The organism is Photobacterium sp. Hal280 (assembly GCF_037162255.1).
Lineage (GTDB): Bacteria > Pseudomonadota > Gammaproteobacteria > Enterobacterales > Vibrionaceae > Photobacterium.
In genome coordinates this window covers 190,418-204,051 of record NZ_JARLUO010000003.1, presented here as the reverse complement: position 1 = coordinate 204,051, position 13,634 = coordinate 190,418, and the positions used below count along the sequence as shown (strand labels likewise).

The window sequence follows — 13,634 nt, the reverse complement described above, 5'->3', positions numbered from 1 at the left end:
GGGGGACGGAGAAGGCTAGGTGGGCCAGGCGACGGTTGTCCTGGTTCAAGGGTGTAGGCTGCAGAATTAGGCAAATCCGGTTCTGCACTAAGGCTGAGACCCGATGTCGAGTCACTACGGTGATGAAGTCATTGATGCCATGCTTCCGGGAAAAGCCTCTAAGCTTCAGATAATAAGCAATCGTACCCCAAACCGACACAGGTGGTCGGGTAGAGAATACCAAGGCGCTTGAGAGAACTCGGGTGAAGGAACTAGGCAAAATGGTACCGTAACTTCGGGAGAAGGTACGCTCTTGGCGGTGAAGTCCCTCGCGGATGGAGCTGCTGAGAGTCGCAGATACCAGGTGGCTGCAACTGTTTATTAAAAACACAGCACTGTGCAAAATCGAAAGATGACGTATACGGTGTGACGCCTGCCCGGTGCCGGAAGGTTAATTGATGGGGTTATCTTCGGAGAAGCTCTTGATCGAAGCCCCGGTAAACGGCGGCCGTAACTATAACGGTCCTAAGGTAGCGAAATTCCTTGTCGGGTAAGTTCCGACCTGCACGAATGGCGTAATGATGGCCACGCTGTCTCCACCCGAGACTCAGTGAAATTGAAATCGCAGTGAAGATGCTGCGTACCCGCGGCTAGACGGAAAGACCCCGTGAACCTTTACTACAGCTTGGCACTGAACATTGACCCTACATGTGTAGGATAGGTGGGAGGCTTCGAAGCAGGTACGCCAGTATCTGTGGAGCCGTCCTTGAAATACCACCCTTGTCGTGTTGATGTTCTAACGTCGCCCCGTTATCCGGGGTGCGGACAGTGCCTGGTGGGTAGTTTGACTGGGGCGGTCTCCTCCCAAAGCGTAACGGAGGAGCACGAAGGTGGGCTAATCACGGTCGGACATCGTGAGGTTAGTGCAATGGCATAAGCCCGCTTAACTGCGAGAATGACGGTTCGAGCAGGTGCGAAAGCAGGTCATAGTGATCCGGTGGTTCTGAATGGAAGGGCCATCGCTCAACGGATAAAAGGTACTCCGGGGATAACAGGCTGATACCGCCCAAGAGTTCATATCGACGGCGGTGTTTGGCACCTCGATGTCGGCTCATCACATCCTGGGGCTGAAGTCGGTCCCAAGGGTATGGCTGTTCGCCATTTAAAGTGGTACGCGAGCTGGGTTTAGAACGTCGTGAGACAGTTCGGTCCCTATCTGCCGTGGGCGCTGGATGATTGAAGGGAGTTGCTCCTAGTACGAGAGGACCGGAGTGAACGAACCGCTGGTGTTCGGGTTGTGTCGCCAGACGCATTGCCCGGTAGCTAAGTTCGGCATCGATAACCGCTGAAAGCATCTAAGCGGGAAGCGAGCCCTGAGATGAGTCATCCCTGAGGCTTTAAGCCTCCTGAAGGGCTGTTCGAGACTAGAACGTTGATAGGCAGGGTGTGTAAGCGTTGTGAGGCGCTCAGCTAACCTGTACTAATTGCCCGTGAGGCTTAACCATACAACACCCAAGGGGTTTTACGGACTCCATGAGCACTTGAATGATGTGCTGAGAACACTAGTCAGATTTCCGAGATTGTGATTTATCGCCTGCGGGCGGTAGAGAAAGCATTTGCTTGGCGACCATAGCGTTGCGGACCCACCTGATCCCATGCCGAACTCAGACGTGAAACGCAGCAGCGCCGATGGTAGTGTGGGGTCTCCCCATGTGAGAGTAGGACATCGCCAGGCTTCCTATTTGAAAAGTCCGTCCGGCGACGGGCTTTTTCTTCGCTCCCGACCTTCGGGTGGGAGCGGAGTCAACACAGAGTTTTTTGCTTTCAGGCCGGGACAGACCGGGATGAAAAAAGATGAAAATTTTGTCTTGACTTGAAACGAGGGAAGCGTATTATACGCGTCCTGACTGGCGGAAGCACACAGTGCTAACGCATTGAAAGTCAACGTTCTTTAACAATTTGACCATGCAATCTGTGTGGGCACTCGACAATGATACAGTCATCAAAGATTTATCAGTGAACTGAGTGACCAATTGGTAGCACTTTTATAAAAGGGTTACCGGCACAGTCAATTCGTTTCAACTTCGGTTGAAACATCAGTAATCACTGAGCCGCTTTCCTTCGGGAAGGCAACAAAACTTTAATTGAAGAGTTTGATCATGGCTCAGATTGAACGCTGGCGGCAGGCCTAACACATGCAAGTCGAGCGGCAGCGACATCAACAATCCTTCGGGTGCGTTGATGGGCGGCGAGCGGCGGACGGGTGAGTAATGCCTGGGAACATGCCTTAGTGTGGGGGATAACCATTGGAAACGATGGCTAATACCGCATAATCTCTACGGAGCAAAGCGGGGGACCTTCGGGCCTCGCGCGCTAAGATTGGCCCAGGTGGGATTAGCTAGTAGGTGGGGTAACGGCTCACCTAGGCGACGATCCCTAGCTGGTCTGAGAGGATGATCAGCCACACTGGAACTGAGACACGGTCCAGACTCCTACGGGAGGCAGCAGTGGGGAATATTGCACAATGGGGGAAACCCTGATGCAGCCATGCCGCGTGTGTGAAGAAGGCCTTCGGGTTGTAAAGCACTTTCAGCAGTGAGGAAGAGTTGGTGTTTAATAGATGCCATCTTTGACGTTAGCTGCAGAAGAAGCACCGGCTAACTCCGTGCCAGCAGCCGCGGTAATACGGAGGGTGCGAGCGTTAATCGGAATTACTGGGCGTAAAGCGCATGCAGGCGGCGTGTTAAGCCAGATGTGAAAGCCCGGGGCTCAACCTCGGAATCGCATTTGGAACTGGCAGGCTAGAGTCTTGTAGAGGGGGTAGAATTTCAGGTGTAGCGGTGAAATGCGTAGAGATCTGAAGGAATACCGGTGGCGAAGGCGGCCCCCTGGACAAAGACTGACGCTCAGATGCGAAAGCGTGGGGAGCAAACAGGATTAGATACCCTGGTAGTCCACGCCGTAAACGATGTCTACTTGGAGGTTGGTGTCTTGAACACTGGCTTTCGGAGCTAACGCGTTAAGTAGACCGCCTGGGGAGTACGGTCGCAAGATTAAAACTCAAATGAATTGACGGGGGCCCGCACAAGCGGTGGAGCATGTGGTTTAATTCGATGCAACGCGAAGAACCTTACCTACTCTTGACATCCAGAGAACTTTCCAGAGATGGATTGGTGCCTTCGGGAACTCTGAGACAGGTGCTGCATGGCTGTCGTCAGCTCGTGTTGTGAAATGTTGGGTTAAGTCCCGCAACGAGCGCAACCCTTATCCTTGTTTGCCAGCACTTCGGGTGGGAACTCCAGGGAGACTGCCGGTGATAAACCGGAGGAAGGTGGGGACGACGTCAAGTCATCATGGCCCTTACGAGTAGGGCTACACACGTGCTACAATGGCGTATACAGAGGGCGGCAAGCTAGCGATAGTGAGCGAATCCCACAAAGTACGTCGTAGTCCGGATTGGAGTCTGCAACTCGACTCCATGAAGTCGGAATCGCTAGTAATCGTGGATCAGAATGCCACGGTGAATACGTTCCCGGGCCTTGTACACACCGCCCGTCACACCATGGGAGTGGGCTGCACCAGAAGTAGATAGCTTAACCTTCGGGAGGGCGTTTACCACGGTGTGGTTCATGACTGGGGTGAAGTCGTAACAAGGTAGCCCTAGGGGAACCTGGGGCTGGATCACCTCCTTACCTAAAGACTGTGTCGCTGACGCAGTGTCCACACAGATTGCCTGGTCGAAATCGTTAAGAGCGCAAGAGAAGGGTCTGTAGCTCAGGTGGTTAGAGCGCACCCCTGATAAGGGTGAGGTCGGTGGTTCAAGTCCACTCAGACCCACCACTGTCTTCCCAAATGCAGTGGTTCAACACTCTTGCAATACTCGATGGGGCTATAGCTCAGCTGGGAGAGCGCCTGCCTTGCACGCAGGAGGTCAGCAGTTCGATCCTGCTTAGCTCCACCACTCTTTAAGTACATTCCCTTGCACAAGGCGAGTGTGGTTACAAAGTGGTTATCTGTCGATAATTCACATGCTCTTTAACAATCTGGAAAGCTGACTAGTAAATTCAATCCTAGAGATTGGATACAAACTGTTTCGAGAGAAACAGAGTTCTCAAGCAATACACATTCAAGTGTCTTGTGTTCGTTGTGTTCACTGCGGTGAAGACAACATGAGTCCGGCGAATAAACCAATTGTCTCTTTGTCAGAGACACAACCTTGGTTGTTTGAACATACGAAACCTCTTGGGGTTGTATGGTTAAGTGACTAAGCGTACACGGTGGATGCCTGGGCAGTCAGAGGCGATGAAGGACGTACTAACTTGCGATAAGCGGTGATGAGGCAGTAAGAGCCACTTGAGTCACCGATTTCCGAATGGGGAAACCCAGCTGCATAAGCAGTTATCATCAGGTGAATACATAGCCTGGTGAGGCGAACCGGGGGAACTGAAACATCTAAGTACCCCGAGGAAGAGAAATCAACCGAGATTCCGGCAGTAGCGGCGAGCGAAACCGGATTAGCCCTTAAGCGTTTTTAGTGTCAGGTGAAGGTCCCTGGAAAGGGCCGCGATACAGGGTGACAGCCCCGTAACCGACGATGCTTTAAGCGTGAAAACGAGTAGGACGGGACACGTGTTATCCTGTCTGAACATGGGGGGACCATCCTCCAAGGCTAAATACTCCTGACTGACCGATAGTGAACCAGTACCGTGAGGGAAAGGCGAAAAGAACCCCTGTGAGGGGAGTGAAAAAGAACCTGAAACCGTGTACGTACAAGCAGTAGGAGCACCTTCGTGGTGTGACTGCGTACCTTTTGTATAATGGGTCAGCGACTTAATTTCAGTAGCAAGGTTAACCGTATAGGGGAGCCGTAGGGAAACCGAGTCTTAACTGGGCGTACAGTTGCTGGGATTAGACCCGAAACCAGGTGATCTAGCCATGGGCAGGTTGAAGGTGAGGTAACACTTACTGGAGGACCGAACCGACTAATGTTGAAAAATTAGCGGATGACTTGTGGCTAGGGGTGAAAGGCCAATCAAACCTGGAGATAGCTGGTTCTCCCCGAAAGCTATTTAGGTAGCGCCTCGGACGAATACTACTGGGGGTAGAGCACTGTTAAGGCTAGGGGGTCATCCCGACTTACCAACCCTTTGCAAACTCCGAATACCAGTAAGTACTATCCGGGAGACACACGGCGGGTGCTAACGTCCGTCGTGGAGAGGGAAACAACCCAGACCGCCAGCTAAGGTCCCAAAGTATCACTAAGTGGGAAACGATGTGGGAAGGCTCAGACAGCCAGGATGTTGGCTTAGAAGCAGCCATCATTTAAAGAAAGCGTAATAGCTCACTGGTCGAGTCGGCCTGCGCGGAAGATTTAACGGGGCTAAGTGATACACCGAAGCTGCGGCAATGCAATTTATTGTATTGGGTAGGGGAGCGTTCTGTAAGCGGTTGAAGGTGTGCTGTAAGGCATGCTGGACGTATCAGAAGTGCGAATGCTGACATGAGTAACGACAAAGGGGGTGAAAAACCCCCTCGCCGGAAGACCAAGGGTTCCTGTCCAACGTTAATCGGGGCAGGGTAAGTCGACCCCTAAGGCGAGGCCGAAAGGCGTAGTCGATGGGAAACGGGTTAATATTCCCGTACTGCTTATTATTGCGATGGGGGGACGGAGAAGGCTAGGTGGGCCAGGCGACGGTTGTCCTGGTTCAAGGGTGTAGGCTGCAGAATTAGGCAAATCCGGTTCTGCACTAAGGCTGAGACCCGATGTCGAGTCACTACGGTGATGAAGTCATTGATGCCATGCTTCCGGGAAAAGCCTCTAAGCTTCAGATAATAAGCAATCGTACCCCAAACCGACACAGGTGGTCGGGTAGAGAATACCAAGGCGCTTGAGAGAACTCGGGTGAAGGAACTAGGCAAAATGGTACCGTAACTTCGGGAGAAGGTACGCTCTTGGCGGTGAAGTCCCTCGCGGATGGAGCTGCTGAGAGTCGCAGATACCAGGTGGCTGCAACTGTTTATTAAAAACACAGCACTGTGCAAAATCGAAAGATGACGTATACGGTGTGACGCCTGCCCGGTGCCGGAAGGTTAATTGATGGGGTTATCTTCGGAGAAGCTCTTGATCGAAGCCCCGGTAAACGGCGGCCGTAACTATAACGGTCCTAAGGTAGCGAAATTCCTTGTCGGGTAAGTTCCGACCTGCACGAATGGCGTAATGATGGCCACGCTGTCTCCACCCGAGACTCAGTGAAATTGAAATCGCAGTGAAGATGCTGCGTACCCGCGGCTAGACGGAAAGACCCCGTGAACCTTTACTACAGCTTGGCACTGAACATTGACCCTACATGTGTAGGATAGGTGGGAGGCTTCGAAGCAGGTACGCCAGTATCTGTGGAGCCGTCCTTGAAATACCACCCTTGTCGTGTTGATGTTCTAACGTCGCCCCGTTATCCGGGGTGCGGACAGTGCCTGGTGGGTAGTTTGACTGGGGCGGTCTCCTCCCAAAGCGTAACGGAGGAGCACGAAGGTGGGCTAATCACGGTCGGACATCGTGAGGTTAGTGCAATGGCATAAGCCCGCTTAACTGCGAGAATGACGGTTCGAGCAGGTGCGAAAGCAGGTCATAGTGATCCGGTGGTTCTGAATGGAAGGGCCATCGCTCAACGGATAAAAGGTACTCCGGGGATAACAGGCTGATACCGCCCAAGAGTTCATATCGACGGCGGTGTTTGGCACCTCGATGTCGGCTCATCACATCCTGGGGCTGAAGTCGGTCCCAAGGGTATGGCTGTTCGCCATTTAAAGTGGTACGCGAGCTGGGTTTAGAACGTCGTGAGACAGTTCGGTCCCTATCTGCCGTGGGCGCTGGATGATTGAAGGGAGTTGCTCCTAGTACGAGAGGACCGGAGTGAACGAACCGCTGGTGTTCGGGTTGTGTCGCCAGACGCATTGCCCGGTAGCTAAGTTCGGCATCGATAACCGCTGAAAGCATCTAAGCGGGAAGCGAGCCCTGAGATGAGTCATCCCTGAGGCTTTAAGCCTCCTGAAGGGCTGTTCGAGACTAGAACGTTGATAGGCAGGGTGTGTAAGCGTTGTGAGGCGCTCAGCTAACCTGTACTAATTGCCCGTGAGGCTTAACCATACAACACCCAAGGGGTTTTACGGACTCCATGAGCACTTGAATGATGTGCTGAGAACACTAGTCAGATTTCCGAGATTGTGATTTATCGCCTGCGGGCGGTAGAGAAAGCATTTGCTTGGCGACCATAGCGTTGCGGACCCACCTGATCCCATGCCGAACTCAGACGTGAAACGCAGCAGCGCCGATGGTAGTGTGGGGTCTCCCCATGTGAGAGTAGGACATCGCCAGGCTTCCTATTTAGAAATCAGAGTCAATCTGGTTTCGGCCGTGTGGAGCGGTAGTTCAGTTGGTTAGAATACCGGCCTGTCACGCCGGGGGTCGCGGGTTCGAGTCCCGTCCGCTCCGCCACTTCTCAGAGAAACCCAGTCAGTAATGGCTGGGTTTTTTGCTATCTGGTGTTTGCTATGCCTCTGATTGTTCTTCAGTTATGAAGACCCTCAGACTAGGTGTCAATGACAGACGGGAGCTTTTCCACATCTCTGCGCCCCAAAAAGCGCTACGCATTTTGGTCGCGGGCCGGAATGCCGGACCATCGAGTCCCGTCCGCTATTTATTAGAAACTCAGCCAGCAATGGCTGGGTTGTCGTGGTGTTTGCAATATCTCCGACTGCTCGTCATATATACCAATCACAGTAAAGTGCGAACTCATAGAGATAGGTTCGATAAGGTGAAATACTTATGCTTACCTCTGATGAGTTTAAACCGTTCGCAAATGCTGAAACCAGTATCAGAAAGCGTATCAGGTTTATGGAGCCGAGCTGAGATTGCAGGATTTTCTCAAAGCTGTGTGACGTAGGGGGATGTCTGGGTGGCAAGTTACTTGAAGGATGGTGTAGAAGGGGGATGAATACTCTGCTGCAATCTCGAATAAAGAGCCGTTACATCAGGGTAGGATCTTACTGTCAGCAAAGCATAACCGCTTTACATCGCCCAAATTACTTGCCAAAAAAATGCCAGCCGATTGCATTTGATTGCAACTCTCGGCAATGGTGTCAGGCGCAATGCCTCGACATGCAGATAAATTGACAATGACTTTAAAGGAGTTGGTTGTCTGCAGTTGCAAGGCTGTTGTTTTAACGCAGTAATCCGTTGCGAGGCCGCCAAGAATGACAGTGGTGACACCTTTGTGAAGTAGCCACTCGATCAGTCCGGTACTTAGCTTTTCTTCAAGATCGTGAAAACAAGCGCCGTAAGGATGCAGGTCTGGCTCTATCCCTTTCCAAATGACGTGGTCATACTCAGTTACATTGGGAAGCCCAGGTATGACTTCAAAGCCCTTACTGCCTGGGACAGCGTGTCTGACCCAGGTTAAATCCGCATTAGGGTGTGATAATGGTTGGAACATTTTGTCATGGCTATCAACAACCCACACAGCATTCTCCGGGTGCGCATCTTTTGTCAAAATACGCCAGCTCGCTAATTCAGCCTGTTGATTTAAGGCCAGAGCAATATGATGGCCCTCTGGAACAGGCAGTTCATCAGGACAAAGTGGAGTAAAGGTTTGCTGGGCATCCACGTCGATTGCTGCAATAGCCATGACACTCTCCTTACAGAATCTGATTCAGAATATGATCTGCTTTCAGACGCCGTATACGCTTAATCAAGCGTCGTACCGGTAGTGGGTAACTGTCAACTCTATCAATGAATTTATAGCTGCCCATTAATTGAGTATGTCGCAAAATGGCACTGAGTTCCTGCTGCTTTTGCTCTGCTAGCAGCTCATGTTTGTCATGGACCAGGATGGCGTTCTCTAAATCCAGTTTCCATGCACGCGGATTGAGGTTATTACCGGTAATAAGCATGTATTGGCGATCAACCCAGATTCCTTTCAGGTGGAAGCTGTTGTCGTCGTGTTTCCAAATATGAATAGCCAGCTGACGGCGGGCGATAGCGGCTTCGTTGTGTTTAGCAAAACTACGCAAATTCACCTCATATAAGTAAGGTAATCCTGCGATGGTTCTGAATGGTTCGCTGGGCGGGATGTAAAAATCATTCGCGGTTTTATCGCCGACAATCAGCGTGATCTTTACACCGCGACGCAAAGCCCGTTTCACTTCCCGGCTCACGCTGCGGGGAAAGTTGAAATAAGGGGTGCAGATCGTCAGTTCATGTTGAGCACTGGCGATCAGGGTACAAATGTACTTATTCAGATTGTTCTTACGACGGCCAAGGCCAACAATGGGGGTGAGGCCAACCTGATCATCAGCGATAGGCTCAGGATCAAAATAATAGCTTGCGCGCTGTAATTCCAGGCGCAATTGCTTAATCGCATTGCGTAAGACTTTCGTTTCCGGCCGGGCCTGCTGATTGAGGCAATTGACCGCTTCACTGTCGACCAGCGTTCGCTGGACAAAGTGGACCATGCTGTCAGCCAGTTTGGTATTTTTCAATACATGATATCTGTCGTAGCGGTAACGTTGATGTTGAGCCAGGTAGACATCATTCAGGCTGGCGCCGCTATATATGACAGTATTGTCAATGATAAAGCCTTTGAGGTGGAGCACACCAAAGACTTCACGATTGCGAACGGGCACGCCCAACACTTCAATCTTATGCTGGTAGGATTGGGCAAACTCACGGTAGAGCGCTGCATTACCTTCCGATTTTTCTGCACCTATCAGCCCACGCTGAGCCCGGTGCCAATCGACGAGCACTTTAATGTCCAGTTCGGGACGTCGCTGTTTTGCATCATACAATGCTTGAAGAATACTGCGACCCGCATCGTCGTCTTGCAGGTACAATGCAACCAGATAAATCCGCTTGGTCGCATTGGCTATTTCCTGATGTAAACGTTCACGAAAGGCACCGGCATCAAGCAGTGTTTCTATATCTTCCGGCTGATGTGCAATACGTGGTAGCTGATCGATGAGCTGCCTATTTGCAGTAGCTGAATCCATTATCGCCTCGTTCCGCGATTTATATGATAAATCTAAAAATTAGGGGGCCAATTATACCAGATTTTAGTGCTGGTAAAGCGACCGGGCCGATCCAATTAATGAGCTTGGGAGGCAAGTTGGGTCAACTGGCCTGATATTGCATAGGAATGAGCGATTTTCCACCAACTCTGTAGCGTTCAATTCGATGAGCAAGAGGAAGCGGTAGCGCATCATCTGCAATGACCGAAAACTGTGCTTTTAGGTACAGCGATTCAAGGTGGCTGAAAGCAAAACAGTAACAGGGCTTAGCTATAAGTTGCGAATGGCAAGCGTTCAATAACGCAAGGCCAAGGCCCTGTTGTCTCAACTGCGGCACAACCAGCATACCTGTCATGAATTGAAAATCGTCATATTGCTGGAAACGGACAGCGGCCACGATGGACTTCGCCGCTTCTCCGATCCAGATGATTTCGTCCTTCTTGGCTTTACCCGCAGGGTAATGCGCCTTGTACAGACGATTGACCAAAGGAAGGCGAAGAGGTTCCAAAGGATGGAAGCTAAGTGTTGTTTTCGTTAAATCTGTCATGGAATTAACTGCGTCGCTATGTGTGATCAGTTAGAATGCGCCCTCCAGTATAAAGCGACGGTTTGAATTTGGTATGGAAGTTTTGCATCGCCATTCACTGGCTTCATTGCACACATTTGGCTTGAGTGTCTCTGCCTCTCAGGTCGTGACCATTAGATCGGTGGATGAGCTGAAAACGCTGTTGTCCAGTGATGTGGCAGGGTTTACTTCTGCTCTTGTGATAGGGCAAGGGAGTAACTTGTTGTTTTGCGAAGACTATAACGGAACTGTCATACTGAATCGGATCATGGGGATTGAGGTGGATGAAACCGATTTCGCTTATCATCTTCATGTTGGCGCAGGTGAAAACTGGCATCAGTTGGTGTGCTGGACGGTGGAGCAGGGGATGCCAGGACTGGAAAACCTGGCCCTGATTCCTGGTTGCGCAGGCTCTGCACCCATACAGAATATCGGGGCTTATGGCGTTGAGCTTCAGGATATCTGCGAATACGTTGATGTGCTGGAGCGAAAAAGTGGGGATGTCGTACGCTTAACGGCGGAAGCGTGCCGCTTTGGCTACCGTGATTCTATTTTTAAGCACGAATTGAAAGACAGCCATATCATAGTGGCGGTTGGTCTTCGTCTGAGTAAAGACTGGCAGCCAAATACGAGCTATGGACCATTAGCGAACCTGGATCCTGCCACAGTTACTGCGGGCGAAATTCTGGCGCAGGTGTGCGCAACTCGGCAGACTAAGCTGCCGGATCCGGCGGTGCTCGGTAATGCCGGCAGTTTCTTTAAAAACCCAGTGGTCTCTGAAAGTACTTATCAGAAGCTGACGGCTGAATTTCCGTCTGTCCCTTGTTATCCTACGGCAGGAGGCCAGTTTAAATTGGCCGCCGGGTGGTTGATCGATCAATGCGGACTGAAAGGTCATCAGATTGGCGGTGCGGCCGTACACCAGCAGCAGGCATTAGTGATTGTAAACCTCGGCACGGCCAGCCCTGAAGATGTGCTGAGATTGGCGCGCTATATCGTCGACACAGTCAATGCGCGCTTTGATGTCACATTAGAGCATGAAGTGCGCTTTATGGCGTCTGACGGAGAAACCACACTGGATAAGGTGATGCCATGAAAGAACACACAACCAAGCTGGCGCTGATCCGGTTTTTGGCCGATGGGCAGTTTCACTCCGGCGAAGCGCTGGGTGAGGCGCTGGGGATCTCTCGGGCCGCAATCAGCAAGCATATCAAAGGGATTCAGGAATGGGGCCTTGATATTCATCGGGTCCAGGGCAAAGGTTATTGCCTGGCTGCCGGGTTTGATTTATTGGATGAGCCCCTTATCCAGACTCAGGTTGATTGTCCGTCATTGGCGCTGATCCCTGTGATTGATTCAACCAATCAATATATGCTGGATCGCATAGGCCAGTTACCCAAAGGCGCGGTTTGTGTGGCTGAGTACCAGCAAGCCGGACGCGGGCGCCGTGGGCGGCAATGGCTTTCTCCGTTTGGCAGCAACCTGTATTTGTCGATGTACTGGCGCCTGGATGCCGGGGTTGCGGCTGCGATGGGATTGAGTCTGGTCGTTGGCTTGGCTGTGGCGAAAACATTGCAGAAACTGGGCGCGGCGGAGATCAAGGTGAAATGGCCCAATGACCTCTATTATCAGGACAAAAAATTAGCTGGTATTTTGGTTGAAATGAGCGGTAAAGCCGGAGATGCTGCGCATTTGGTCATTGGTATGGGGCTGAACCTCACCATGTCTAATACAGATACCGAAACAGTGGGGCAACCCTGGTCGAATTTGGCTGAAGCCTGCGACCCTATGCCTGGCCGCAATCAGTTGGCGGCAGCCATCATTGCGGGGATGACGGAAACCTTGCTGCGCTATGAAGAGGTTGGCATGGCGGGTTTTGTCGATGAGTGGGACCAGTATGATAATTTCCTTGGCCGGCCGGTGAAGCTGTTGATTGGGGACAAAATCATCCGTGGTGTTGCCCGTGGCATTAACCCCCAGGGAGCGTTGATGCTGGAAACGGAGCAGGGGAAGATACCGTATCTGGGCGGAGAGATCTCTTTGCGTAAAGACGATTAACAGTAAAGCCAGGATGAGCCGGTCTTCTATTTTCTCAGCTTAACGGTCTGCACCGCATGGTTGGACCCTTTTTGCAGGATAAGACTGGCTCGTTCGCGCGTTGGCAGAATATTCTCCAGCAAGTTTTTACCATTAATTTCCTGCCAGATATTCGTAGCCGTTTTCACCGCTTCTGATTCGGTCAGTTTGGTGTAATGATTGAAATAGGAGGATGGATCCGTAAAGGCACCCTGACGGAATTTCAAGAAGCGTTCGATGTACCAGGTCTGCAACAGATCCGGTTCGGCATCGACATAAATGGAAAAGTCGAGCAAATCAGAAATAAAGACCCGATGTGGTTCATGCGGGTAATCCATACCGCTCTGTAACACATTCAGCCCTTCAATAATCAAGATGTCCGGTTGCTCTACCGTCTTTATCTCATCGGTAATATCGTAAAATAAATGAGAATACACAGGTGCATCCACCTGAGGCTTGCCTGATTTTACATCGGTGAGAAACTCAACCAAACGCCGAATATCGTAAGACTGCGGAAATCCTTTCTTTTTCATCAGATTCTTTTCAAGCAGCACATTGTTTGGATAGAGAAAGCCGTCAGTAGTGATTAACTCGACCTTCGGATGCTCCGGCCATCGGGTCAGTAAGGCTTTCAGCAGACGTGCGGTGGTGCTTTTACCGACAGCGACACTGCCGGCAATCCCTATAATGTAAGGTACTGTGCTTGGTTTAGGCTGAGACAGAAACTCTTCCAGAACGCGGTTTCGACCCTTGCGCGCCCCGACATAGAGATTGAGTAAGCGTGATAAAGGCAAATAAATATCGCGGACTTCATCCATCGACAAATGCTCATTAATACCGCGAAGACGTTCGAGATCAGCTTCATCCAGCGTCATGGGCACAGACTTGCGTAAATCAGCCCAGGCCTGCCGGTCAAAAGTAAGATAGGGGGTTAGGATCTCGTTCATCTTGTAAC

The 13,634-nt window shown here is 51.2% G+C and carries 6 protein-coding genes, 3 tRNA genes and 5 rRNA genes; 10 read left to right on the top strand and 4 right to left on the bottom strand.

Annotated elements, in window-relative coordinates; genetic code table 11:
• The 8 genes from P4S53_RS08455 to P4S53_RS08420 all read left to right on the top strand — a co-directional run.
• A 23S ribosomal RNA gene (locus P4S53_RS08455) occupies window positions 1–1,484 on the top strand; the annotation flags it as partial.
• Between the two features lie 114 nt (window positions 1,485–1,598).
• Window positions 1,599–1,714: ribosomal RNA gene (gene rrf / locus P4S53_RS08450) — 5S ribosomal RNA — on the top strand.
• 406 nt (window positions 1,715–2,120) lie between these two features.
• A 16S ribosomal RNA gene (locus P4S53_RS08445) occupies window positions 2,121–3,671 on the top strand.
• A 71-nt stretch (window positions 3,672–3,742) separates the two neighbouring features.
• Window positions 3,743–3,819: transfer RNA gene (locus P4S53_RS08440), tRNA-Ile, on the top strand.
• Window positions 3,820–3,864: 45 nt separating this feature from the next.
• Window positions 3,865–3,940: transfer RNA gene (locus P4S53_RS08435), tRNA-Ala, on the top strand.
• A gap of 293 nt (window positions 3,941–4,233) precedes the next feature.
• Window positions 4,234–7,123 (top strand): 23S ribosomal RNA (locus P4S53_RS08430).
• Window positions 7,124–7,237: 114 nt separating this feature from the next.
• Window positions 7,238–7,353, top strand: a 5S ribosomal RNA gene (gene rrf / locus P4S53_RS08425).
• 41 nt (window positions 7,354–7,394) lie between these two features.
• Window positions 7,395–7,471 (top strand) — tRNA-Asp (locus P4S53_RS08420).
• 535 nt (window positions 7,472–8,006) lie between these two features.
• Here P4S53_RS08420 and P4S53_RS08415 read toward each other — a convergent pair.
• From P4S53_RS08415 to P4S53_RS08405, 3 genes are all read right to left on the bottom strand, one after another.
• Entirely contained in the window at window positions 8,007–8,660 is a 654-nt protein-coding gene (locus P4S53_RS08415; protein WP_337112325.1) for a nicotinamidase, read from the bottom strand.
• A 10-nt stretch (window positions 8,661–8,670) separates the two neighbouring features.
• Window positions 8,671–10,020, bottom strand: coding sequence for a CDP-diacylglycerol--serine O-phosphatidyltransferase (gene pssA, locus P4S53_RS08410; RefSeq protein ID WP_337112324.1), 1,350 nt, complete (start codon window positions 10,018–10,020; stop codon window positions 8,671–8,673).
• A 121-nt stretch (window positions 10,021–10,141) separates the two neighbouring features.
• Window positions 10,142–10,585, bottom strand: a complete 444-nt coding sequence (locus tag P4S53_RS08405) for a GNAT family N-acetyltransferase (protein WP_337112323.1) — start codon at window positions 10,583–10,585, stop codon at window positions 10,142–10,144.
• Between the two features lie 73 nt (window positions 10,586–10,658).
• Here P4S53_RS08405 and murB point away from each other — a divergent pair, with 73 nt between their 5' ends.
• Together murB and birA are read left to right on the top strand one after the other, a co-directional pair.
• On the top strand, window positions 10,659–11,699 hold the full coding sequence (gene murB / locus P4S53_RS08400) for a UDP-N-acetylmuramate dehydrogenase (RefSeq protein ID WP_337112322.1): 1,041 nt from the start codon (window positions 10,659–10,661) through the stop codon (window positions 11,697–11,699).
• Window positions 11,696–12,661, top strand: coding sequence for a bifunctional biotin--[acetyl-CoA-carboxylase] ligase/biotin operon repressor BirA (gene birA, locus P4S53_RS08395; RefSeq protein ID WP_337112321.1), 966 nt, complete (start codon window positions 11,696–11,698; stop codon window positions 12,659–12,661). Before murB ends, birA begins: the two co-directional genes overlap by 4 nt.
• Before the next feature lie 26 nt (window positions 12,662–12,687).
• Here birA and coaA read toward each other — a convergent pair whose 3' ends face one another.
• The gene (gene coaA, locus P4S53_RS08390; RefSeq protein WP_337112320.1) at window positions 12,688–13,626 is read right to left on the bottom strand and encodes a type I pantothenate kinase; all 939 of its coding nucleotides are present in this window, start codon (window positions 13,624–13,626) and stop codon (window positions 12,688–12,690) included.
• Window positions 13,627–13,634 lie beyond the last annotated feature (8 nt).

What these genes read in the sequence shown, in the direction of transcription:
- P4S53_RS08415 (WP_337112325.1), bottom strand. Translation starts at nt 8,660, where the DNA reads ATGGCTATTGCAGCAATCGACGTGGATGCCCAGCAAACCTTTACTCCA.
- pssA (WP_337112324.1), bottom strand. Translation starts at nt 10,020, where the DNA reads ATGGATTCAGCTACTGCAAATAGGCAGCTCATCGATCAGCTACCACGT.
- P4S53_RS08405 (WP_337112323.1), bottom strand. Translation starts at nt 10,585, where the DNA reads ATGACAGATTTAACGAAAACAACACTTAGCTTCCATCCTTTGGAACCT.
- murB (WP_337112322.1), top strand. Translation starts at nt 10,659, where the DNA reads ATGGAAGTTTTGCATCGCCATTCACTGGCTTCATTGCACACATTTGGC.
- birA (WP_337112321.1), top strand. Translation starts at nt 11,696, where the DNA reads ATGAAAGAACACACAACCAAGCTGGCGCTGATCCGGTTTTTGGCCGAT.
- coaA (WP_337112320.1), bottom strand. Translation starts at nt 13,626, where the DNA reads ATGAACGAGATCCTAACCCCCTATCTTACTTTTGACCGGCAGGCCTGG.